At 71.6% G+C, this 21,717-nt stretch carries 21 protein-coding genes; 16 read left to right on the forward strand and 5 right to left on the reverse strand.

What is annotated here, in order from left to right:
- The first annotated feature begins 337 nt into the window (after positions 1 to 337).
- Positions 338 to 1,348, forward strand: a complete 1,011-nt coding sequence (locus ACIG36_RS08820) for a hypothetical protein (protein WP_399924286.1) — start codon at positions 338 to 340, stop codon at positions 1,346 to 1,348.
- A gap of 16 nt (positions 1,349 to 1,364) precedes the next feature.
- On the opposite strand, the gene ACIG36_RS08825 is transcribed toward ACIG36_RS08820, so the two are convergent.
- Positions 1,365 to 2,684 carry a D-arabinono-1,4-lactone oxidase gene (locus ACIG36_RS08825; RefSeq protein ID WP_399924289.1) on the reverse strand — a complete coding sequence of 440 codons (1,320 nt, stop codon included), beginning with the start codon at positions 2,682 to 2,684 and terminating at the stop codon, positions 1,365 to 1,367.
- Entirely contained in the window at positions 2,644 to 3,885 is a 1,242-nt protein-coding gene (locus ACIG36_RS08830; protein WP_399924292.1) for an MFS transporter, read from the reverse strand. Before ACIG36_RS08830 ends, ACIG36_RS08825 begins: the two co-directional genes overlap by 41 nt.
- Positions 3,886 to 4,028: 143 nt before the next feature.
- Here ACIG36_RS08830 and ACIG36_RS08835 point away from each other — a divergent pair, with 143 nt between their 5' ends.
- On the forward strand, positions 4,029 to 5,156 hold the full coding sequence (locus ACIG36_RS08835; RefSeq protein ID WP_399924295.1) for a ferrochelatase: 1,128 nt from the start codon (positions 4,029 to 4,031) through the stop codon (positions 5,154 to 5,156).
- Between the two features lie 14 nt (positions 5,157 to 5,170).
- On the forward strand, positions 5,171 to 5,971 hold the full coding sequence (locus ACIG36_RS08840) for an inositol monophosphatase family protein (protein ID WP_399924298.1): 801 nt from the start codon (positions 5,171 to 5,173) through the stop codon (positions 5,969 to 5,971).
- 122 nt (positions 5,972 to 6,093) lie between these two features.
- On the opposite strand, the gene ACIG36_RS08845 is transcribed toward ACIG36_RS08840, so the two are convergent.
- On the reverse strand, positions 6,094 to 6,261 hold the full coding sequence (locus ACIG36_RS08845; protein WP_399924301.1) for a hypothetical protein: 168 nt from the start codon (positions 6,259 to 6,261) through the stop codon (positions 6,094 to 6,096).
- A gap of 298 nt (positions 6,262 to 6,559) precedes the next feature.
- On the opposite strand from ACIG36_RS08845, the gene ACIG36_RS08850 reads away from it, so the two are divergent.
- The 4 genes from ACIG36_RS08850 (at position 6,560) to ACIG36_RS08865 (ending at position 9,966) form a co-directional block, all read left to right on the forward strand.
- Positions 6,560 to 7,213 (forward strand): response regulator transcription factor, encoded by a 654-nt coding sequence (locus ACIG36_RS08850; protein WP_030368611.1) that lies wholly within the window; start codon positions 6,560 to 6,562, stop codon positions 7,211 to 7,213.
- Between the two features lie 6 nt (positions 7,214 to 7,219).
- Positions 7,220 to 8,470 (forward strand): sensor histidine kinase, encoded by a 1,251-nt coding sequence (locus ACIG36_RS08855; protein ID WP_399924305.1) that lies wholly within the window; start codon positions 7,220 to 7,222, stop codon positions 8,468 to 8,470.
- 406 nt (positions 8,471 to 8,876) lie between these two features.
- The gene (locus ACIG36_RS08860; RefSeq protein WP_399924308.1) at positions 8,877 to 9,173 is read left to right on the forward strand and encodes a DUF4193 domain-containing protein; all 297 of its coding nucleotides are present in this window, start codon (positions 8,877 to 8,879) and stop codon (positions 9,171 to 9,173) included.
- A gap of 13 nt (positions 9,174 to 9,186) precedes the next feature.
- Positions 9,187 to 9,966: a hypothetical protein gene (locus ACIG36_RS08865; RefSeq protein WP_399924311.1), complete on the forward strand. Its 780-nt coding sequence runs from the start codon at positions 9,187 to 9,189 to the stop codon at positions 9,964 to 9,966.
- A gap of 32 nt (positions 9,967 to 9,998) precedes the next feature.
- On the opposite strand, the gene ACIG36_RS08870 is transcribed toward ACIG36_RS08865, so the two are convergent.
- Complete coding sequence (locus ACIG36_RS08870) at positions 9,999 to 10,442, reverse strand: DUF3093 domain-containing protein (protein ID WP_399924314.1); 444 nt, start codon at positions 10,440 to 10,442, stop codon at positions 9,999 to 10,001.
- A 59-nt stretch (positions 10,443 to 10,501) separates the two neighbouring features.
- On the opposite strand from ACIG36_RS08870, the gene ACIG36_RS08875 reads away from it, so the two are divergent.
- From ACIG36_RS08875 to ACIG36_RS08910, 8 genes are all read left to right on the forward strand, one after another.
- Entirely contained in the window at positions 10,502 to 11,086 is a 585-nt protein-coding gene (locus ACIG36_RS08875) for a PaaI family thioesterase (RefSeq protein ID WP_399924316.1), read from the forward strand.
- Positions 11,086 to 11,583, forward strand: coding sequence for a dUTP diphosphatase (dut, locus tag ACIG36_RS08880; RefSeq protein WP_399924319.1), 498 nt, complete (start codon positions 11,086 to 11,088; stop codon positions 11,581 to 11,583). Before ACIG36_RS08875 ends, dut begins: the two co-directional genes overlap by 1 nt.
- Positions 11,543 to 12,373: a DUF3710 domain-containing protein gene (locus tag ACIG36_RS08885; RefSeq protein ID WP_399924322.1), complete on the forward strand. Its 831-nt coding sequence runs from the start codon at positions 11,543 to 11,545 to the stop codon at positions 12,371 to 12,373. The genes dut and ACIG36_RS08885 overlap by 41 nt, the downstream gene beginning before the upstream one ends.
- Before the next feature lie 312 nt (positions 12,374 to 12,685).
- Positions 12,686 to 12,775, forward strand: a complete 90-nt coding sequence (gene kdpF, locus ACIG36_RS08890) for a K(+)-transporting ATPase subunit F (RefSeq protein ID WP_043188605.1) — start codon at positions 12,686 to 12,688, stop codon at positions 12,773 to 12,775.
- Positions 12,776 to 12,783: 8 nt separating this feature from the next.
- Positions 12,784 to 14,475, forward strand: coding sequence for a potassium-transporting ATPase subunit KdpA (gene kdpA, locus ACIG36_RS08895; RefSeq protein ID WP_399924325.1), 1,692 nt, complete (start codon positions 12,784 to 12,786; stop codon positions 14,473 to 14,475).
- The gene (kdpB, locus tag ACIG36_RS08900; protein ID WP_399924328.1) at positions 14,472 to 16,595 is read left to right on the forward strand and encodes a potassium-transporting ATPase subunit KdpB; all 2,124 of its coding nucleotides are present in this window, start codon (positions 14,472 to 14,474) and stop codon (positions 16,593 to 16,595) included. Before kdpA ends, kdpB begins: the two co-directional genes overlap by 4 nt.
- Before the next feature lie 4 nt (positions 16,596 to 16,599).
- Positions 16,600 to 17,259 carry a K(+)-transporting ATPase subunit C gene (gene kdpC / locus ACIG36_RS08905; protein ID WP_399924331.1) on the forward strand — a complete coding sequence of 220 codons (660 nt, stop codon included), beginning with the start codon at positions 16,600 to 16,602 and terminating at the stop codon, positions 17,257 to 17,259.
- A gap of 169 nt (positions 17,260 to 17,428) precedes the next feature.
- Positions 17,429 to 18,115, forward strand: a complete 687-nt coding sequence (locus tag ACIG36_RS08910; RefSeq protein ID WP_399924334.1) for an RICIN domain-containing protein — start codon at positions 17,429 to 17,431, stop codon at positions 18,113 to 18,115.
- 217 nt (positions 18,116 to 18,332) lie between these two features.
- Here ACIG36_RS08910 and ACIG36_RS08915 read toward each other — a convergent pair whose 3' ends face one another.
- Positions 18,333 to 18,869, reverse strand: coding sequence for a GNAT family N-acetyltransferase (locus ACIG36_RS08915; RefSeq protein WP_399924337.1), 537 nt, complete (start codon positions 18,867 to 18,869; stop codon positions 18,333 to 18,335).
- Between the two features lie 232 nt (positions 18,870 to 19,101).
- On the opposite strand from ACIG36_RS08915, the gene ACIG36_RS08920 reads away from it, so the two are divergent.
- Entirely contained in the window at positions 19,102 to 21,657 is a 2,556-nt protein-coding gene (locus ACIG36_RS08920; protein ID WP_399924340.1) for an ATP-binding protein, read from the forward strand.
- Positions 21,658 to 21,717 lie beyond the last annotated feature (60 nt).

A 21,717-nucleotide genomic window follows, 5' to 3' on the forward strand; every position in this document is an offset into this window, starting at 1 on the left:
AGTGTGGCCTGCCCGGGTAGCAGCCTGCCACAACATTGCCGAGTTGACGGGGCCAGAGCCGCCCGGGCCCCCGTCCCGTTGGTTCCGGGCAGCCGGACGGGATATTGGGGCCAGGGCTCGTCACAGTACTCCATTCGGGCCACTGGGCGTGGATCGGCGCGCCAGCGAAGTTCACCTGCGACAAGGGAGTTGGAATGCGCCCCTTGAGCGGGCGGCTTGCGCGTGGTGCCCGAGGTGGTGTCGAGGTTCACACAATCGCCCGATTCGGAACTGTTCGTTAGGCTCGAATGTCTCTTCTGGCTACAAGAGGTGCGGAAAGGACCGACAGGGGCTGGAGATGGACGACAAAGCCGAAAGCGAGGCAAAAACCAAGGGCAGGCGCCTGGACCTGAGCGTCGCGCAGGTGGCCGGCAGCGCGCTGGCGGCGGTGGTCGCCGCCCTGCTCGCGGGCAAACTCGGTGTATACGGCACGGTCATTGGTGCCGGTGTCGTCAGCGTCGTGGCCACCACAGGTGGCACAGTCTTTCAGCACGTGTTCAAACGTACGGGCGAGCAGATCCGCGAGGCGGCCACCGTCCAGCCGGAGCCGAGGCTCCGCCGGGTACCGGTGGACCGGGCGGGACGGGCCGTGGACCGGGCGCGCTCGGCCGAGGCCGCGACCGGGGAGCTGCCGGCGGCAACAGACCGTACGCAACTCATGCCTCAGGCGTCACTTCCCGGTGCGGACCCGGCGCGATCCGAGGCGCACGCCGGTGCGTACACCGGCGCGCATGACGAAACGTACTTCCACGGCTACTCCGAGGAATTCAATGGGGGCACCACCCACGGCACCCGGCTGCGCGGGTGGAAGCGCCCGGCGCTGGCCGCCGCGGCCGTCTTCGCCCTGGCGATGGGCACCGTGACCGCCTGGGAGCTGGTCTCCGGCTCCAGCGCGGACGGCGGGGACGGCGTGACCGTCACCCGGCTCTTCCAGCCGGAGAAGAAGGACCACCACAAGCCGGACCCCGGCCCCGAGCGGACGCCGGACCCGGGTCACTCGCGGGGCGGCGAGGACGCGGGTGAGGGCGAATCCACGCCGTCGCCGGGCGTGTCGCGGCCGGGCGGCGATACCGGCAAGCAGACGCCCGACCCCTCGGGCTCCCCGTCCCCCGGCGGAAGCACGCCGTCGCCGAACCCGACGCCCAAGCCCTCGCCGTCGCCGGACGCCGGCAAGGGCACCGACGACAAGGGCGGCGCTGCCGGTGGCGCGGCGGGCACCACCGGTGGCCAGTCCGCACCGCCGCAGGGTCAGAACGCGGCGGCCGGCACGGGCACGGGCACGGGTTCCACGCCGGGCACCGCCTCCTGAGCCCGCGCCCGGTGGCTCACTCGCCCAGGACGCGCCGCAGGTAGTCGTTGCCGAAGACGCGGTGCGGGTCCAGCCGGTCCCGCACCGCGGCGAACTCCGCGAAGCGCGGATAGACGTCCGCCAGGTACCCGGCGTCGCGGCTGTGCAGCTTCCCCCAGTGCGGCCGGCCCCCATGGGCCGTCATCACCTGCTCGGCGGCGGTGAAATACGCCCGGTGCGGAACCCCGCGGTACATGTGCACGGCGATGTAGGCGGTGTCCCGGCCGGACGCGGTCGACAGCGGGATGTCGTCCGCCGGCGCCGTGCGGACCTCCACGGGGAAGCCGACCCGCAGCCGCCTGCGCTCGATCTCCGCGCGCAGCTCCCGCAGCGCCGTCATCGCCGCCTCGCGCGGCACGGCGTACTCCATCTCCAGGAAGCGGACGCGGCGCGGGCTGGTGAAGACCTTGTAGGGGATGTCGGTGTACGTACGGGCCGACAGCGCCCGGCCCGCGAGGGAGGCGAGGGCGGGCACGGCGGCCGGGACGGCCCGGCCCAGCGCGCAGGAGGCGCCGAAGACGCCGTTGGAGACCAGCTCGTCCGCCACCCATCCGCCCACCCGGCCGAGCGGCGCGGCGGAGCCGTCGGTGCGGTTGTTGCGCTTGGTGACGCAGCTGTCGGTGTGGGGGAACCAGAAGAACTCGAAGTGCTCATTCTCCGCGACCAGCCGGTCGAAATCCTCCGTCACCCGGCCGAAGGGCATGGGTTCCTCACGGGCAGTCAGCAGGAACTCCGGCTCCACGGCGAGGGTGACCGCGGTGATCACACCCAGCGCGCCGAGCCCCACCCGGGCCGCCGCGAAGACCTCCGGGTCCTTCGCGGCCGAGCAGGTCAGCACCGAACCGTCGGCCGTCACCAGCTCCAGGCCGCGGATCTGGGCGGCGATCGCCCCCGAGTCCCGGCCCGTGCCGTGGGTGCCGGTGCTGACGGCCCCGGAGACCGTCTGCTCCATGATGTCGCCCATGTTCGCCAGCGACAGGCCGTGCGCGGACAGCGCACGGTTCAGCTGCCGCAGCGTCGTGCCCGCGGCGACCGTCACCGTCCCCGCGGCACGGTCGACCGAGCGCAGGCCGGTGAGCCGCTCGGGCCGTATCAGCAGCCCTTCGGTGGCGGCGACCGAGGTGAAGGAGTGGCCGGAGCCCACCGCCTTCACCGTCAGCCCGTCGGAGGCGGCCCGCGCAACCACGGCGGAGAGCTCCTCCGCCGTGGCCGGGGCCACGCTCCTCACCGGCCGGACGGTGACGTTCCCCGCCCAGTTACGCCAGGCACTGCCCGCCTTCGTCGTCGCCGTCGTCAATGCCGACTCCCACCCGCTCAGGCGCCGGCTTCAGCCGGCGGTACCCGAGGAACGCGCCGGCGGCCGCGAGCATCCCCGCCGCGCCGGGCACCAGGTACCCCGCGGCGGCCCCGGCGGCGTCCACCGCCCAGCCGGCGGCCGACGAGCCGAGCGCCACGCCGACCGCGAGCCCGGTGCCCGTCCAGGTCATGCCCTCGGTCAGCTGCGCGCGCGGTACGTACTGCTCGACGAGGGCCATCGTGGTCACCATCGTCGGCGCGATGGCCAGGCCCGCGACAAAGAGCGCCACGGCCAGGAACGGCAGGTTCCCGACCAGTTGGAGGGGGATCATACTCACGGCCATCGCACAGACGCCCAGGACCCAGCGCCGTGCGGGGTCGCCCTTGAGATCCAGCAGGCCGAAGACCGCGCCCGCCAGACAGGAGCCCAGCGCGTACACGGCGAGCACCAGACTGGCCGCCGCCTTGTGCCCCTGCTCCTCGGCGAACGCCACGGTCACCACCTCGACCGACCCGAACAGGGCGCCGGTGGCCACGAAGGTCGCCACCAGCACCTGCAGCCCGGGGGAGCGCAGGGCCGAGCCGGCGGTGTGCTCCTCGCGCGGGTGCGGCATGGGCTCGGTGGCCCGCTGCGCGGTCAGCCAGAAGACCCCCACCGCCAGGAAGCAGCCGGCCAGCAGCGGCCCCGCCTCGGGGAACCAGGCCGTGGACAGGCCGATCGACAGGATCGGCCCGACGATGAAGACCACCTCGTCTATGACGGACTCGGCGGCGTAGGCCGTGTGCAGCTCGCGCGGCGAACCGCCGTAGATCGCCGCCCACCGGGCCCGCACCATCGCCCCCACGCTCGGCACACAGCCTGCGCCCGCCGCGAAGACGAACAGCGTCCAGTCCGGCCATCGTTGCTGCGCGCTCACCAGCAGCCCCGCCAGCGACACCAGCGAGACGACCGTCGCCGGGCGCAGCACCCTGCGCTGCCCGTGCCGGTCCACCAGCCGCGAGACCTGCGGGCCGAGCACGGCGGCGGCGATCGCGAGGGTCGCGGTCAGGGCGCCCGCCAGGCCGTACCGGCCGGTGATCTGCGAGACCATGGTGACGATGCCGATGCCGAGCATCGACAGCGGCAGCCGGCCGAGGAAGCCGGCCGCCGAGAAGCCCTTGGTGCCGGGGGCGGCGAATATGGCGCTGTAGGGACTGGACAAAGACGGCTCCCAGTGGGGTCGGGACAGGGGACGGGACGAGGGTGCCGTAAGGGACGTAGGTGGCCGATACAGCTTACGTGCGCACGTTTGTGCGGCGCACCGGCATTTCCCGGCTGTCAGTGCCGGGTGGCAGGATCGGACCCATGTCGGATCTGCCAGCTCACGCCCCCTACGACGCCCTGCTGTTGCTCTCCTTCGGCGGGCCCGAGGGCCCGGACGACGTGGTGCCCTTCCTGGAGAACGTCACCCGTGGCCGTGGCATCCCGCGAGAGCGGCTGAAAGAGGTCGGCCAGCACTACTTCCTCTTCGGCGGCGTCAGCCCCATCAACGACCAGAACCGTGAGCTGCTGCGCGCCCTGCGCGAGGACTTCGCCGCCCACGGGATGGACCTGCCCGTCCACTGGGGCAACCGCAACTGGGCGCCGTACCTGACCGACACGCTGCGCGGGCTCGCGCGCGACGGCCACCGCCGGATCCTGACCCTGACCACCAGCGCGTACGCCTCGTACTCCGGCTGCCGCCAGTACCGCGAGAACCTCGCGGACGCGCTGGCCACCCTCGAGGCCGAAGGGCTCGAGGTGCCGCGCGTCGACAAGCTGCGGCACTACTTCAATCACCCCGGCTTCATCGGGCCCATGGTGGACGCGACCCTCGCCGCCCTCGACCGGCTGCCGGAGGGGGTACGGGACGGGGCACATCTGGCCTTCACCACCCACTCCATCCCCGTCTCCGCCGCCGACACCTCGGGGCCGGCCGCGGGACACGGCGAGGGCGGCGCGTACGTCGCCGAGCACCTCGACGTCGCCCGGCTCGTCGCGGCCGCCGTGCGCGAGGAGACGGGCGTCGAGCGGGACTGGCGGCTGGTCTACCAGTCGCGCAGCGGCGCCCCGCACATCCCCTGGCTCGAGCCCGACATCTGCGACCACCTCGAGGCGGTGCACGGCGAGGGCGCGCCGGCCGTCGTCATGGTGCCGATCGGCTTCGTCTCGGACCACATGGAGGTCAAGTACGACCTCGACACCGAGGCCACCGCCAAGGCCGCCGAACTGGGCCTGCCGGTGGCCCGCGCCGCCACGGTCGGCGCCGACCCGCGCTTCGCCGCCGCCGTGCGCGAGCTCGTCCTGGAGCGGGCCGCGAGCGAGCGCGGCGAGCGTCCCGAGCGCTGCGCACTGGGCGCGCTCGGCCCCAGCCACGACCTCTGTCCTGCCGGCTGCTGCCCGGCGCGGGCCCCGCGCCTGGCCGCGGCCGGAGCCGACAGCCCGTACGCGTAAGGAGCGACACCACTGTGAGCGACACCCTGAAGGCCGAACTCCTGGCCGTGGCCCTCGAGGCCGCGGACCGGGCCGGCACCCTGCTCAAGGACGGCCGCCCGGACGACCTGGGCGTGGCCGCGACCAAGACCAGCCCCATCGACGTCGTCACCGAGATGGACATCGCCGCCGAGAAGCTGATCACCGGCTTCCTCGCCGAGCGCCGCCCGCAGGACGGCCTGCTGGGGGAGGAGGGCGCCAGCAGCGAGGGCACCAGCGGGGTGCGCTGGGTGATCGACCCCATCGACGGCACCGTGAACTACCTCTACGGCCTGCCCGCCTGGGCCGTGTCCATCGCCGCCGAGATCGACGGCGAGGCCGTCGTGGGCGTCGTCGCGGCGCCGGTACGCGGCGAGACGTACCGGGCGGTGCGCGGCGAAGGCGCCTTCCTGGGGGAGCGGCGGCTCGCGGTGCGCGCCGCGCCCGCCCTCGAGCAGGCGCTCATCGGCACCGGCTTCGGCTACCTGCAGAGCCGGCGCGCCGCCCAGGCGGAGGTGCTGCGCTCGCTGCTGCCCGAGGTGCGCGACATCCGGCGCGGGGGCTCGGCGGCCATCGACCTGTGCGACGTGGCCTGCGGCCGGCTGGACGGCTACTACGAGCGGGGCCTGAACCCCTGGGACTTCGCGGCCGGCGCCCTGATCGCCCGCGAGGCCGGGGCGCTGACGGGCGGTCGCCCCGGTGAGCCCGCCTCCGGCGAGCTGACGGTGGCGGCGCCTGCGGGCCTCTTCGAACCGCTCCAGGAGCGCCTGGAGGCGCTGGGAGCCTGGCGGGGCTAGGCCCGGCGTCGGCTGTCCGCCCGGGGGCGGACAGCCGGATGCCCCGGTGCCGGGGACGGCACCGGGGCATCCGTACGGAACAGGCCGCGACGGAACGGGTCGCGACGGAACAGCTCGCGCTGTCAGGCCGCGCTGACGCGGACGCCGTGTTCGGCGGCCAGGCGGTGGAGGTCGTCCAGCTCCGACTGCTCGACCTCGGCGAGGAAGTCGTCGCCGGTGCGGCGGGCGTGGTCGAGGTCGGACCGGGTGTTCTCTATGCGCTGGAGGATGCCAGCGGTGAACGCGTCCATGGATCTGCGCCCCCTTCGTCGTGGGTCGGCGGCACGGGGGTGTGCCACGGCGAAAACGATCACAAGCGTGCGTCCGCGTACACGGGGGCGTACGGCGGAGCGTGATCGCGGGTGTGCAGACGTCTTCCCCACCGCCGTCCGGGCGGAAACCTGCGATCCGAGAGCAATCCGGAATCCCTTCCCTCACCGGCCGACAGCCACCCCTTACGGCCGGTTTATCGACATCCGAGGCAGGATGGAGTGACCCACTGGGGTCATCGAGGCTGCCCATCCGGGCTCAAAGGGAAGGACCAACGCCGTGCGCGTACTCGTCGTCGAGGACGAGCAGCTGCTCGCAGACGCCGTCGCCACCGGACTGCGCCGGGAGGCCATGGCCGTCGACGTCGTGTACGACGGAGCCGCCGCTCTCGAGCGCATCGCCGTCAACGACTACGACGTCATCGTGCTCGACCGGGACCTCCCCCTCGTCCACGGGGACGACGTCTGCCGCAAGGTCGTCGAGCTCGGCATCCCCACCCGCGTCCTGATGCTGACCGCCTCCGGCGACGTCAGCGACCGCGTGGAGGGCCTGGAGATCGGCGCCGACGACTACCTCCCCAAGCCCTTCGCGTTCAGTGAGCTGACCGCCCGCGTGCGGGCCCTGGGCCGGCGCACGACCGTCGCGCTGCCGCCCGTCCTGGAGCGGGCCGGCATCAAGCTCGACCCCAACCGCCGCGAGGTCTTCCGCGACGGCCGCGAGGTGCAGCTGGCGCCCAAGGAGTTCGCGGTGCTCGAGGTGCTGATGCGCAGCGAGGGTGCCGTGGTCTCGGCCGAGCAGCTGCTGGAGAAGGCCTGGGACGAGAACACCGACCCGTTCACCAACGTCGTGCGCGTCACCGTGATGACGCTGCGCCGCAAGCTCGGCGAGCCCCCGGTGATCGTCACCGTGCCCGGCTCCGGATACCGGATCTGACCGCCCATGTCCGCCACACCCCCCGCCCCCGCACCCGCGGCCACCCCGCCCAAACCCACCTGGGATCCCCGCCAGCCGGTGGTCCGTCCCTTCCCGTGGCTGCGTCCGACCATCCGCATCCGGCTCACCCTGCTCTACGGCGGGATGTTCCTGATGGCCGGGGTGCTGCTGCTGACGATCATCTATCTGCTGGCGGCCGACGCCCTGCGCCAGGGCAACGACCTGCCCTTCCGCATCCTGAACGCGAACGTGCAGGTCACGGCCGAACGCTGTCCGAGCCTGCAGGGCACGACCCAGAGCGACGACTTCATGCGCGGCCTCGAGCAGTGCATGCAGACCCAGCGCGCCATGGCCCTCGACAGCCTCCTCAAGCGCTCCCTCCTCGCCCTGCTCGGCCTCGCCGTGATCGCCTTCGCGTTCGGCTACGCCATGGCCGGCCGGGTGCTCTCCCCGCTGGGCAAGATCACCCGTACCGCCCGCCGCGTGGCCGGCACGGACCTGACCCGGCGCATCGAACTGGGCGGGCCGGACGACGAGTTGAAGGAGCTGTCGGACACCTTCGACGAGATGCTGGACCGGCTGGAGCGGGCGTTCACCGCGCAGCAGCGCTTCGTGGCCAACGCCTCGCACGAGCTGCGCACGCCGCTCGCGATCAACCGGACGCTGCTGGAGGTCAGCCTGTCCGACCCCGGGGCCTCCCCGGAGCTCCAGCAGCTGGGCAAGACGCTGCTGGCCACCAACGAGCGCAGCGAGCAGCTCGTGGAGGGCCTGCTGCTGCTCGCCCGCAGCGACAACGAGATCGTGGACCGCAAGCCCGTCGACCTCGCCGAGGTGGCCTCCCAGGCCCTGGACCAGGCCCGTACCGAGGCCCAGGCCAAGGGTGTGGAGCTGCGCGGCACCCGGCAGCCCGCGGTCGTCCAGGGCAATGGTGTGCTGCTGGAGCGGATCGCGCTGAACCTGGTGCAGAACGCGGTGCGCTACAACACCGCCGACGGCTGGGTGGAGGTGACCACCCTGGCCCAGCCGGGGCAGGCGGTGCTGGTGGTGGAGAACACCGGCCCGGTCGTCCCCGCCTACGAGGTGGACAACATCTTCGAGCCCTTCCGCAGGCTGCGTACGGAGCGTACGGGCAGCGACAAGGGCGTCGGGCTGGGTCTGTCCATCGTGCGCTCGGTGGCCCGTGCGCACGGCGGACGGATCACGGCGGAGCCGCGCGAGGGAGGCGGCCTGGTCATGCGGGTGGTTCTGCCCGCCTGACCCGTGGCGGGGAGTCTGCGACAATAGGGCGGCCACGGTTCGCTTTGGGCGGAATTTCCCCGTTCCGACCGTTGCCGTGGCTGTGTGTGATCAGTCACATGCGCAGACTTCCGGCCATCTACTCTCCGTAGTCGGAACCGTCTCGGGAACGCCTGAAAAATGGGGGTTTCCGGGGGTCCTGATCACGGGAAGTACACGAGATGGCATGGCCGTATGCGGTTTTCGGACCGTGTACGGTCCCCATCGCCACCCATCCCGATCACCTCTTCAGGTGTGCGGTTGGGTGTCGATTGAGTAACAGACCTTGATGTGAGGCAAAATCTCCGCCTCGGGTCGGGCACAAGTCCGGCCTCTCACGCGTTACGTGCGCTGGAGACACCGCAGACACCCAGAGGGGGAGAGCGACATGGCAACGGACTACGACACCCCACGCAAGACCGACGACGACGTCGACCAGGACAGCCTTGAAGAGCTGAAGTCCCGGCGGAACGACAAGTCGACCTCGGCCGTCGACGTCGACGACTTCGAGGCCGCCGAGGGCATGGAACTGCCCGGCGCCGACCTCTCCAACGAGGAGCTCGCCGTCCGGGTCCTGCCCAAGCAGGCCGACGAGTTCACGTGCATGAGCTGCTTCCTCGTGCACCACCGCAGCCAGCTGGCCGGTGAGAAGAACGGTCAGCCGATCTGCCGCGACTGCGAGTGAGGCAGGGTCTGCCATGGCAGGCTCGACCCCGTTCCGGAAGCGGCGCTCCCGGCAGCCCGAGCTGACCACCGGGCCCGCCGCGGAGGCACCTGGCGACACGGTTGACGCGAACGTCGAGCGGGGCCGCACGGCCTCGCTCGCCGCCGTGGCCTCCCGCGGCGCCGAGCAGGTCAAGCGGGGCGGCCGGGGAGCGCGGGCGGGTCTGACGGCCGTCGCCGAGCGGATCATCACCAACGCCCCGCGCATCCCCGTGCGCGACCTGGAGACCCTTCGCGCCCAGTTCCCCGGACTCGGCCCGGAGGAGCTCGCGGACAAGCTGGTGGCCGGCGCCGTCTACGGCACGTCCACCGTGGGCGCAGGCGTCGGCGCGGCGGCCATGCTGCCCGTACCGCCCGCCATGCCCGCGGAACTGGCGGCGGAGATCATCGGCGTCGCCGCCGTGGAGTTTAAACTGATCGCCGAGCTGCACGAGGTCTACGGCGTCCCGGCGCCCGGCACCGTCCGTCAGCGGGCGACCGCCTACCTCGCGGCCTGGGCCGACGAACGGGGCATCGACGTCACTTCTCCGCTGACCGTCAACGCGGCGCTCGGCGGTCAGCTGCGGCGCGAACTGCGCCAGCAGATCCTCAAGCGCTCGGTCCGCAATCTGCCGACCCTCGCACCCTTCATGATCGGCGCGGCCGTCGGCGCGATGATGAACCGCCGCGACACCAAGAGGCTCGCCGACAAGGTCCGCAAGGACCTGCGGAAGCGGCAGGTGCCGTGGGACGAGACGGGCCTGGGCCTGGCGTAGTCCGCCGGCCCATCACCCCCGCCCCTGCACGCTCAGGCGCGTACGGCCGTCAGCGCGGCCGCCAGGCGCTCGGGGGAGCGGGTGGAGAGGTAGAGGTAGGGAGTCGGGTCCGCGGGGTCCGTGACCTCGATCCGCACCGCGGTGGGCACGTACCCGCGCAGCAGCATGAACGCCCGGGTGTCGGCCTTGTGGGTGCGCCAGGCGCGGGCCTCCTCGGCGTCCAGCACCTCGGGGACGCCCAGCGCCTCCACGGGGATCCGCGCGTCCCCCGCCATGAGCGCGCCGCCCACCACCCGGATCCGCGCCGAGCCGTACGTGCTGACCGCGACGGCTGCCAGCGCCCCGCCGCCCGCCAGACCACCGAGCATCGGCAGGGTACCCAGCGGCAGCAGGATCAGACCCATGGCGATTCCGGCGAGAACCGCGATGAACCACCAGGAACGGGGCGCGGACAGGCGTTCTTCGTAAGGCTGCATGCGCACAAGCTTGGCACGGACGGGACCGGGTGCCGCCGTCGCGGGTAAGGTCAGCCCCTGTGAGTGGACGAACGACAGCGGCAACACCGCCGCCCGGCGCCGCGCCTCCGGTGCGGCACCCCGAAGCCCCCGCACCCGGCGAGATCATCGGGTCGCACTACGAGTACTGCTTCGGCTGCGGCGGCGGAGTACCGCATGGGCTGCACCTTCAGACGAGGGCGGGCGAGGGCGTACGCGTCACCGCCGAGTTCCAGGTCAAGGAGGCCCACCAGGGCGCCCCGGGGCTGGCCCACGGCGGCGTGCTGGCCACGGCCCTGGACGAGACGCTGGGCAGCCTGGGCTGGCTGCTGCGGGCCATCGCGGTCACCGGCCGGCTGGAGACGGACTACATCCGCCCGGTGCCGGTGGGCGCCGTGCTGCACCTCCAGGCGGAGGTGGTCGCGGTCGCCGGCCGCAAGATCTTCTGCACGGCCAGCGGCCGGATCGGGAGCCCCGACGGCCCGCTGGCGGTGCACGCGGACGCGGTGTTCATCGAGGTCAAGATCGACCACTTCATCGAGAACGGCCGCAAGGAGGAGATCCAGGCCGTACTCGCCAACCCCGACCAGGTGAAGGTCGCCCGAGCCTTTGAGGTGAACCCCTAGTGCGCCAGCCCGTCGACGTACTCATCCGCCGGGTCGACCCCGAGGTGCCGCTTCCCTCGTACGGTCACCCCGGGGACGCCGGGTGCGACCTGGTCACCACCGAGGCCGCCGAGCTCGCCCCCGGTGAGCGGCTGGTGCTGCCCACCGGCGTCTCGATCGCGCTGCCCGACGGGTACGCCGCGTTCGTGCACCCCCGTTCGGGTCTCGCGGCCCGCTGCGGGGTGTCCATGGTCAACGCCCCGGGCACCATCGATGCCGGGTACCGTGGAGAGATCAAGGTGATTGTGGTCAATCTGGACCCGCGCGAAAGCGTCCGGTTCGAGAGGTTCGACCGCATCGCCCAGTTGGTTGTCCAGCAGGTCGAGAAGGTCCGCTTCCACGAGGTGGCGGAGCTTCCCGGCTCGGCACGGGCCGAAGGGGGCTTCGGGTCCACCGGTGGCCACGCTGCCGTGGGGAATGGATTCGCTTCGGTCGTTGCCGACCGGGAAGGACAGTGACGTGTTCGGTCGTCGCCGCAAGCGCAGCGAGGACGTCGTCGAGAGTGCCGATCGCCTCGACGACGTGACCTCCGAGGAGTCGGCTGGGGACGCCCTCGCCGACGAGGACGCACATGCCACCGCGGCCGAGAGCCGGATCCGGCTGGAGCCGGAGCCGCGCCCCGACGGGCCGTGGGACATCTCCGAGGTCAGGGAGCCCGGTGACGGGCGCGTGGACCTCGGCGGGCTGTTCGTGCCCGGTGTCGAGGGCATGGAGCTGCGGGTCGAGGTCGCCGGTGACGCGATCGTCGCCGCGACCGTGGTGCTGCGCGACAGCGCCGTGCAGCTCCAGGCGTTCGCCGCCCCCAAGCGCGAGGGCATCTGGCACGAGGTCCGCGAGGAGATCGCGGGCGGCATCACCCAGCAGGGCGGTGTCGTCGACGAGATCGAGGGCCCGCTCGGCTGGGAGCTGCGGGCCCAGGTGCCCGTGGCGCTGCCGGACGGCACCCAGGGCGTGCAGCTGGTGCGGTTCGTCGGCTGCGACGGCCCGCGCTGGTTCCTGCGCGGCGTGATCTCCGGCCAGGGCGCGGTGCAGCCGCAGACCGCCGGGCTGCTGGAGCAGATCTTCCGTGACACCGTCGTGGTGCGCGGCGAGTCCCCGATGGCGCCCCGCGACCCGATCGTGCTGAAGCTGCCGGAGGACGCCCAGATGGTGGCCGAGGGCCTGCAGCAGCAGGAGGAGCCGGGCTCGCGCTTCGCGGGCGGCGTGGACCGCCTCCAGCGCGGTCCGGAGATCACCGAAGTGCGCTGACAAAAGGACGGCAACCGGCCGCAATGCGGCCGGAATCCGTTGTTTCGCTGGGCCGGAACCCGATTCACGGGTTCCGGCCCAGCGGCGTTTTCGCAGGTCCGGACCACACGCGTATGAATCTCGTCAAGGACGCGCTAATGGCCGTAAGGGAGGCGTCAACGAAGCCCTGGCGGGGCGGTGGCGGCGGTTTCCTCTAGGGGTCCGTTCATCCGAACCTCTCTAGGAGCACACGATGGCCGATGTGGCCTTCGTCGTCACCACGATCGCGGTCTTCGCGTTGGTGGCTCTCGTCGCCAAGGGGGTGACGAAGCTGTGACCGCCGAGAACATCGTCGGCCTCGTCGTGGCCGTCGCCCTGCTGGGCTACCTGATCCTCGCCCTCGTTTTCCCGGAGAGGTTCTGAGTACCGATATGAGCCCCGTTCTCTCCGGAGTCCTTCAGCTCACCGCCCTGATCGCCGCGCTGGCCCTGGCCTATCGCCCGCTCGGTGACTACATGGCCCGTGTGTACAGCTCGGACAAGCACCTGCGCACCGAGAAGTGGATTTACCGCCTCATCGGCGCCAACCCCGGTGCCGAAATGCGCTGGCCCGCCTATCTGCGCGGCGTTCTCGCCTTCTCCGCCGTCAGCCTGCTCTTCCTCTACCTGCTGCAGCGGATCCAGGGAATCCTGCCGGACTCCCTCTCCCTCGGCTTCACGGCGATCAGCCCCGACCAGGCGTTCAACACGGCCGCGTCGTTCGTCGCCAACACCAACTGGCAGTCCTACTCCGGCGAGCAGGCCATGGGCCACGCCGTGCAGACGCTGGGCCTGGCCGTCCAGAACTTCGTCTCCGCCGCCGTCGGCATGGCCGTGGCCGTCGCGCTCGTCCGGGGCTTCGCCCGCTCGCGCACCGGCGACCTGGGGAATTTCTGGGCGGACCTGGTGCGCGGCACCGTCCGCATCCTGCTGCCGATCTCCGTGATCGGCGCGCTGGTCCTCGTCGCGTGCGGCGCCATCCAGAACTTCGCCGGCATCCACGAGATCGGGCAGCTCAGCGGCGGCGTCCAGGAGGTCAACGGCGGCGCCGTGGCCTCGCAGGAGGTCATCAAGGAGCTCGGCACCAACGGCGGCGGCTACTTCAACGCCAACTCCGCCCACCCCTTCGAGAACCCGAACGCGTTCACCAACCTGTTCGAGATCTTCCTGATCCTCGTCATCCCCTTCTCGCTGACCCGCACCTTCGGCCGGCTCGTCGGCAACGTCAAGCAGGGCTACGCGATCCTGGCCACCATGGGCCTGATCTGGCTCGGCTTCACCGCGCTGATGATGTGGACCGAGTACGCCGGTCACGGCGCCGCCCTCGAGGCGGCCGGGGGCGCGATGGAGGGCAAGGAGCAGCGCTTCGGCGTCGGCGCCTCGGCCATCTTCGCGACCACCACGACGCTCACCTCCACGGGCGCGGTGGACTCCTTCCACTCCTCCTTCACCGGCCTCGGCGGCGGCATCACCCTGCTCGGCATGATGCTGGGCGAGATCGCGCCCGGCGGCGTCGGCTCCGGCCTCTACGGCATGCTCGTCATGGCGATCATCGCGGTGTTCATCGCGGGTCTGATGGTCGGCCGGACGCCCGAGTACCTCGGCAAGAAGATCGGCACCCGCGAGATCAAGCTCGCCGCCTGCTACATCCTCATCACCCCGACCCTGGTGCTGGGCTTCACCGCCCTGTCCATGGCGCTGGCCTCCCCGCCGGAGTCCATCCTCAACACCGCGGGCAACTCGGTGAACGACAGCGGGGCCCACGGCTTCTCCGAGGTCCTCTACGCCTTCACCTCCGGCGCCAACAACAACGGCTCGGCCTTCGCCGGCCTGAACGCCAACACGCCCTGGTACAACACCACGATCGGCCTCGCCATGCTGCTCGGCCGCTTCCTGCCCATGGTCTTCGTCCTGGCGCTGGCCGGCTCGCTAGCCGAGCAGAAGCCCGTGCCGGAGACGGCGGGCACGCTGCGCACCGAGAAGCCGCTCTTCGCGGGCCTGCTCGTGGGCGCGATCCTCATCATCACCGGCTTGACCTACTTCCCGGCCCTGGCCCTTGGCCCGATGGCGGAGGGACTCTCATGAGCACGACCACCCCTGTCCGTACCGCCCCCGAAGAGCCCAAGGACGACCGTCCCCAGGGCACCGAGGAGCACGGTCGCGTCTCCGGTGGCCTCTTCGACCCGGCGCAGTTGGTGAAGTCGCTGCCCGACGCGTTCCGCAAGCTCGACCCCCGGGTGATGGTCAAGGCCCCGGTGATGTTCGTGGTCCTGGTCGGCTCGGTGGCCACCACCGTGCTGGCGCTGAAGGACCCGGGCGACTGGTTCGGCTGGGCGATCACGATCTGGCTCTGGCTGACCGTCCTGTTCGCCAACCTCGCCGAGGCCGTGGCCGAGGGCCGCGGCAAGGCCCAGGCCGACACCCTGCGCCGGGCCAAGACCGACACCGTGGCGCGCCGCCTGAACGGCGACACCGAGGAGTCGGTGCCCGGCACCGAACTGCGCGTGGGCGACCTGGTCGTCTGCGAGGCCGGCGACATCATCCCGGGTGACGGCGACGTCGTCGAGGGCGTGGCCTCCGTCGACGAGTCCGCCATCACGGGCGAGTCGGCGCCGGTCATCCGCGAGTCCGGCGGCGACCGCTCGGCCGTCACCGGCGGCACCAAGGTCCTCTCCGACCGCATCGTCATCAAGATCACGACGAAGCCCGGCGAGACCTTCATCGACCGGATGATCAACCTGGTCGAGGGCGCCGCCCGGCAGAAGACGCCGAACGAGATAGCCCTCAACATCCTGCTGGCCTCGCTCACCATCGTCTTCCTGCTCGCCGTCGTCACCCTCCAGCCCTTCGCGATCTACGCGAAGGCCGAGCAGACGATGATCGTGCTGGCCGCCCTGCTGGTCTGCCTCATCCCGACCACCATCGGCGCGCTGCTCTCGGCGATCGGCATCGCCGGCATGGACCGGCTGGTGCAGCGCAACGTCCTGGCGATGTCCGGGCGCGCGGTGGAGGCCGCGGGCGACGTCTCGACGCTGCTGCTCGACAAGACCGGCACCATCACCTACGGCAACCGCCGCGCTGCGGAGTTCGTGCCCGTCAAGGGCACCACGGCCGCCGAGGTCGCGGACGCCGCCCAGCTGTCCTCGCTCGCCGACGAGACGCCCGAGGGCCGCTCGATCGTCGTCCTGGCCAAGGAGAAGTACGGCCTGCGCGAGCGCCACGAGGGCGAGCTGGTGGGCGCCGAGTGGGTGCCCTTCACCGCCCAGACCCGGATGTCCGGTGTCGACGTCGACGGCCGTAAGGTCCGCAAGGGCGCGACCGGCTCCGTCATCGCCTGGGTCGAGGAGCGCGGTGGCCGGGTGGCCGAGGACGCGCGCTCGCTCACCGACCAGATCTCCCAGGCGGGCGGCACGCCGCTGCTGGTGGCAATGGAGGAGGAACTCCCAGGAGGACAGAGCGTCGCGCGCGTCCTGGGCGTCATCCACCTCAAGGACGTCGTCAAGGAGGGCATGCGGGAGCGGTTCGAGGAGCTGCGCCGCATGGGCATCAAGACCGTCATGATCACGGGTGACAACCCGCTGACGGCCGCTGCCATCGCGAAGGAGGCCGGCGTCGACGACTTCCTCGCCGAGGCCACCCCCGAGGACAAGATGGCCCTCATCAAGCGCGAGCAGGCCGGCGGCAAGCTCGTGGCGATGACGGGCGACGGCACCAACGACGCGCCCGCGCTCGCCCAGGCGGACGTCGGCGTGGCCATGAACACCGGTACCTCGGCCGCCAAGGAGGCCGGGAACATGGTGGACCTGGACTCCGACCCGACGAAGCTCATCGAGATCGTCGAGATCGGCAAGCAGCTGCTCATCACGCGTGGCGCGCTGACCACCTTCTCGATCGCCAACGACGTCGCGAAGTACTTCGCGATCATCCCGGCGATGTTCGCGGTGGCCTACCCGGGTCTGGACAAGCTCAACATCATGGGCCTGGCCTCCCCGGAGTCGGCGATCCTGTCGGCCGTCATCTTCAACGCGCTGATCATCGTGGCCCTGGTGCCGCTCGCCCTCAAGGGCGTGCGCTACCGCCCGATGAGCGCGGACGCCATGCTCCGCCGCAACCTCTTGATCTACGGACTGGGCGGCCTGATCTCCCCGTTCATCGGCATCAAGATCATCGACCTGCTCATCTCCCTCATCCCTGGCATCGGGTGACGTCATGAACAACTCCGTACGCAGCACGGCCCGCCTGCTGGGTGCCGGGCTCCGCGCCCTGCTCGTCCTCACGGTGGTCTGCGGGGTGATCTACCCGCTGGTCGTCACCGGCATCGCGCAGGCGGCCTTCCACGACAAGGCCAACGGCTCGGAGATCAAGGTCGACGGCAGGTCCGTCGGCTCCGAGCGGCTCGGCCAGAGCTACAACCTTCAGGAGAAGGACAAGGACGGCAACCCGCTGCCCGACCCGAAGTTCTTCCAGCCGCGCGCCTCGGCGGCGGGCGCCAACACCGAGAACACCCGGTACAAGCTGCTGGTCTCCGGCGCCTCCAACCTCGCCGCGGACAGCAAGGTCCTGCTGGAGAACGTGGAGAAGCGGCGCACCGACGTCGCGGCCTTCAACGGCGTCTCGCCGTCGAAGGTCCCGGTGGACGCCCTCACCGCCTCCGCCTCGGGCGTCGATCCGGACATCTCGCCGGAGTACGCGCGCCTGCAGGCCAAGCGCGTCGCCGCGGCCAACGGCCTGCCGGCCACGACGGTCCGCAAGCTGGTCGAGGACCACGTGGACGGTCGGGTGCTGGGCTTCATGGGCGAGGAGCGCGTGAACGTGCTCAGGCTCAACGTCGCGCTGAAGAAGCTGGCCGCCGGCAACGGCAAGGGCTGAGCGAGGAGGCGGGACGCGGGAACGCCGGTGGTCCGGGCAGGTTGTGCCCGGACCACCGGCGTCGTCGTCTGCGCGCTTCTGGATATGTACGCTTCCACTTGTTTTGCCCAGAGCTGATTGTCCGTCTATTTCCCTCTGCGGCAAGGTTTGTGGGGCCTACGATCGCGCAATGAAGATCACCTCGAAGCTCGCAGTCCTCGCGGCCTCCGGTGCCGCCGTCGTCGTGATGACCCCGGCGGCGAGCCACGCCGACGCGGCGCCCGGCGCCCGCCAGTTCCTCGTCAACAACCACAGCAACCAGTGCCTGCAGATCGCGGACCCGGACGCGGGCAACGGTGCCCCCGCGGTGCAGGGCTACTGCGAGAACGGGCAGAAGGCGCAGTGGCGCATCGAGCGCGTGGGTGCCTCGCGTGACTTCAGAATCGTCAACGCCGTCTCCGGCAAGTGCCTGGAGATAGCCGACTCCCGCAAGGACAACGGCGCCCCCGCCCAGCAGTGGGCCTGTGTCGACAAGGTCGACACCCAGCTCTGGCGCTTCGACACCCTCAACGACATCGCGCAGGTCACCAACAAGAACAGCGGCAAGGTCCTGGAGGTCGAGAACTCCAGCCTTCGGCCCGGTGCGCGCGTTCAGCAGTGGTCGTACTCGAGCACCGCGAAGGGTCAGACCTGGCGCGCCCCCGAGGTCCCGGGCACCGCCACCCCCACGCCGAGCCCGTCGCAGCCCACCGAGCGGCCCACCATGCCGCCCACCGCTCAGCCCACCCCGCGCCCCACGGTGGAGCCCACCCGGGCCCCGCAGCCCTCCAAGGCCCCGTCGACCCCGCTGCCGTCGCTCACCCCTGCCGGTCGCTAGGGCCTGTCGTCACATTCCCGTCTGCCCCGCGACGCCTGGCACGCACTCTCGCCGCACCGGGCGAAAGCCCAAGTACGTCCAGTACGAGGACTTCCGCCCGGCACGCCGAGAGCACGCACCAGACGCCGCGGGGCCGCCCTCCGGGCGACGACGGCAATGTGACGACAGGCCCTAGCCGCCCGTGCGTGCCCGGGGGCGCCGACGTGCCCCCGGACGCTCACCACGCGTCGCCCGGCCGCCAGTCGCACACCAGCTCCCCGTCGAGGTCCAGCTTCGTGCCCACCGGCAGCACGAAGACGGAGCCGTCCTCCTCCGGGGTGCGCTCGATGCCCGTCGGCGTCAGCACCGCGGAGGGGCCGCGCCACGGCTTCCAGCCGCGCCCGGCGTACAGCGGCACCGCCTCGTCGGCCGCGCCGAGCGCCCCCAGTTCGTAGCAGCCCTCCCGCAGCACGCGCTCCAGGGCGTCCATCACGGCCGAGGCGTGGCCCCGCCGGCGCCGGTCGGCCCGTACCGCCACGCCCTCGACGTAGCCCGTGCGCAGGGCGCGGCCCCCGTGCAGCAGCCGGCGCTGCACGAGCGAGCCGTGGGCGACGAGCTCGCCGTCCTCCCGCACCAGCGCGTGCATGCCGCCGACCGTGTGGTCCCAGTCCTCGTCGGTGAAATCGCCCTCGAAGGCGTCGTTCAGCAGGGTGCGCACCGCGAAGAGTTCGGCGGCGGTGAGCTCGGAGGTGTGAGCGGTGCGTATGTCCGTCATGCGGATCAACCTGGCAATCGGGCGACAAGGGTGTCAAGGACATTTCGTGCGGGCGGGCGCGGGTGCGTTACGCCCGTAGGCGTCAGAGCTGCGTCAATACCTTCCGTCCGGCGGCCTCCGGCCCGAAATGTCCAAAACCTTGGCCGTAAGGTCGACGGTGCGCGACAGTGCAGCACCTCAGGACGGAGAACCGCCCCGAACGCCGTCGCACATCCTGAAAGACAATGGGGCCATGGGACGCGGCAACCTTCGGATCTATCTCGGCGCGGCACCGGGCGTCGGCAAGACGTACGCCATGCTCTCCGAGGCCCACCGGCGCGTGGAGCGCGGCACCGATGTCGTGGTCGGCTTCGTGGAGCACCACGGCAGACCGCGCACCGAGGTCATGCTGCACGGCCTCGAGGAAGTGCCCCGGCGCGAGATCACCTACCGCGGGTCCGTCTTCACGGAGATGGACGTGGACGCCGTCCTCGCCCGCCGCCCGGCCGTCGTCTGCGTCGACGAGCTCGCCCACACCAACGTCCCCGGCTCCCGCAACACCAAGCGCTGGCAGGACGTCGAGGAGCTGCTGCAGGCCGGCATCGACGTCGTCTCGACCGTCAACATCCAGCACCTGGAGTCACTCGGCGACGTCGTCGAGTCGATAACGGGCGTCCGGCAGCGCGAGACCGTGCCCGACGAGGTCGTCCGCCGCGCGGGCCAGATCGAGCTGGTCGACATGTCGCCGCAGGCCCTGCGCCGCCGCATGGCGCACGGCAACATCTACAAGCCCGACAAGGTCGACGCCGCCCTCTCCAACTACTTCCGCCCCGGCAACCTCACCGCCCTGCGCGAGCTCGCCCTGCTGTGGACCGCCGACCGCGTCGACGAGTACCTGCGGCAGTACCGCACCGAGCACAGCGTCTCCACCATCTGGCACGCGCGCGAGCGCATCGTCGTCGGCCTCACCGGCGGCCCCGAGGGCCGTACGCTCATCCGCCGCGCCGCGCGCATGGCCGCCAAGGGATCCGGCAGCGAGATCCTCGCCGTCTACATCGCCCGCAGCGACGGCCTGACGTCCGCCTCGCCCAAGGAGCTGGCGGTCCAGCGCACCCTCGTCGAGGACCTGGGCGGCACCTTCCACCACGTCATAGGCGACGACGTATCGGCCTCGCTGCTGGAGTTCGCGCGCGGGGTCAACGCCACCCAGATCGTGCTCGGCACCAGCCGCCGCAAGAACTGGCAGTACATCTTCGGCCCCGGCGTCGGCCAGACCGTCGCCCGGGAGTCCGGCCCCGACCTCGACGTCCACATCGTCACCCACGACGAGGTCGCCAAGGGCCGCGGCCTGCCCGTGGCGCAGGGCGCCCGGCTCGGCCGGGGGCGGACGGTGGCGGGCTGGGTGGTCGGCGTGCTCGGGCCCGTACTGCTCAGCCTGCTGCTGACGCAGGTCGTCCCGGACCTCGGGCTGGCCAACGACATGCTGCTCTTCCTGTGCCTGACCGTCGGCGCGGCCCTGCTCGGCGGCGCGTGGCCGTCCCTGGCCTCGGCCGCCATCGGCTCGCTCCTGCTGAACTACTACTTCGTCCATCCCGTCCACCAATGGACGATCACCGACACCAAGAACATCGTCGCCATGACGATATTCGTCATCGTCGCGATAGCGGTCGCCTCGGTCGTCGACGTCGCGGCCCGCCGCACCCACCAGGCGGCCAGGCTGCGCGCCGAGTCGGAGATCCTCTCCTTCCTCGCCGGCAGCGTCCTGCGCGGCGAGACCAGCCTGGACGCCCTGCTGGAGCGGGTCCGCGAGACCTTCGGCATGGAGTCGGTGGCCCTGCTGGAACGCGCCAGCGAGGTCGACCCCTGGACCTGCGCCAGCAGCGTCGTCACGGCCACCGGCAAGCCGCTGCTGCGGCCCGAGGACGCGGACGTCGACATGCCGGTCGGCGACAACATGGCTCTCGCCCTCTCCGGCCGGGTGCTGCCCGCCGAGGACCGTCGCGTGCTCGCCGCCTTCGCCGCCCAGGCCGCGGTCGTCCTGGACCGCCAGCGGCTGGTCGACAAGGCGGAGGAGGCCAGGGAGCTCGCCGAGGGCAACCGCATCCGCACCGCCCTGCTGGCCGCCGTCAGCCACGACCTGCGCACCCCGCTGGCCGGCATCAAGGCGTCGGTGACCTCGCTGCGCTCCGACGACGTGGCCTGGTCCGACGAGGACGAGGCCGAGCTGCTGGCCGGCATCGAGGACGGCGCCGACCGGCTCGACCACCTCGTCGGCAACCTCCTGGACATGTCCCGCCTGCAGACCGGCACCGTCACCCCGCTGATCAGGGAGATCGACCTGGACGAGGTGGTGCCCATGGCGCTCGGCGGCGTCCCGGAGGGCAGCGTCACCCTCGACATCCCCGAGACCCTGCCCATGGTCGCCGTCGACCCCGGCCTGCTCGAGCGCAGCGTCGCGAACATCGTCGAGAACGCGGTCAAGTACAACCCCGACGGCAGCGCGCCCGTCCTCGTGGCCGCCAGCGCCCTGGGGGACCGGGTGGAGGTCCGGGTGGCCGACCGGGGGCCCGGCGTCCCCGACAGCGCCAAGGACCGCATCTTCGAGCCCTTCCAGCGGTACGGCGACGCACCCCGCGGCGCCGGCGTCGGCCTGGGCCTGGCCGTCGCGCGCGGCTTCGCCGAGGCCATGGGCGGCACGCTGACCGCCGAGGACACCCCGGGCGGCGGCATGACCATGGTCCTCACGCTCCGGGCGGCGGCCGGGATGCCGCCCGTACGACCGGACCTGCCGGCGCAGGCCACGACGTGACGCCGACCGGCCCGCGAGGCGCCGGCCCGCGCCGCCCCCGCCGCACACAACGCATCGGAC

Source organism: Streptomyces sp. NPDC053048, from assembly GCF_044547045.1.
GTDB lineage: Bacteria > Actinomycetota > Actinomycetes > Streptomycetales > Streptomycetaceae > Streptomyces.

Excerpts from the sequence above, each read along its gene's own strand:
- ACIG36_RS08820 (WP_399924286.1), top strand. The coding sequence starts at position 338 with ATGGACGACAAAGCCGAAAGCGAGGCAAAAACCAAGGGCAGGCGCCTG.
- ACIG36_RS08835 (WP_399924295.1), top strand. The coding sequence starts at position 4,029 with ATGTCGGATCTGCCAGCTCACGCCCCCTACGACGCCCTGCTGTTGCTC.
- ACIG36_RS08845 (WP_399924301.1), bottom strand. The coding sequence starts at position 6,261 with ATGGACGCGTTCACCGCTGGCATCCTCCAGCGCATAGAGAACACCCGG.
- ACIG36_RS08855 (WP_399924305.1), top strand. The coding sequence starts at position 7,220 with ATGTCCGCCACACCCCCCGCCCCCGCACCCGCGGCCACCCCGCCCAAA.
- ACIG36_RS08860 (WP_399924308.1), top strand. The coding sequence starts at position 8,877 with ATGGCAACGGACTACGACACCCCACGCAAGACCGACGACGACGTCGAC.
- ACIG36_RS08865 (WP_399924311.1), top strand. The coding sequence starts at position 9,187 with ATGGCAGGCTCGACCCCGTTCCGGAAGCGGCGCTCCCGGCAGCCCGAG.
- ACIG36_RS08870 (WP_399924314.1), bottom strand. The coding sequence starts at position 10,442 with ATGCAGCCTTACGAAGAACGCCTGTCCGCGCCCCGTTCCTGGTGGTTC.
- ACIG36_RS08885 (WP_399924322.1), top strand. The coding sequence starts at position 11,543 with ATGGATTCGCTTCGGTCGTTGCCGACCGGGAAGGACAGTGACGTGTTC.
- kdpA (WP_399924325.1), top strand. The coding sequence starts at position 12,784 with ATGAGCCCCGTTCTCTCCGGAGTCCTTCAGCTCACCGCCCTGATCGCC.
- kdpB (WP_399924328.1), top strand. The coding sequence starts at position 14,472 with ATGAGCACGACCACCCCTGTCCGTACCGCCCCCGAAGAGCCCAAGGAC.
- kdpC (WP_399924331.1), top strand. The coding sequence starts at position 16,600 with ATGAACAACTCCGTACGCAGCACGGCCCGCCTGCTGGGTGCCGGGCTC.
- ACIG36_RS08910 (WP_399924334.1), top strand. The coding sequence starts at position 17,429 with ATGAAGATCACCTCGAAGCTCGCAGTCCTCGCGGCCTCCGGTGCCGCC.
- ACIG36_RS08915 (WP_399924337.1), bottom strand. The coding sequence starts at position 18,869 with ATGACGGACATACGCACCGCTCACACCTCCGAGCTCACCGCCGCCGAA.
- ACIG36_RS08920 (WP_399924340.1), top strand. The coding sequence starts at position 19,102 with ATGGGACGCGGCAACCTTCGGATCTATCTCGGCGCGGCACCGGGCGTC.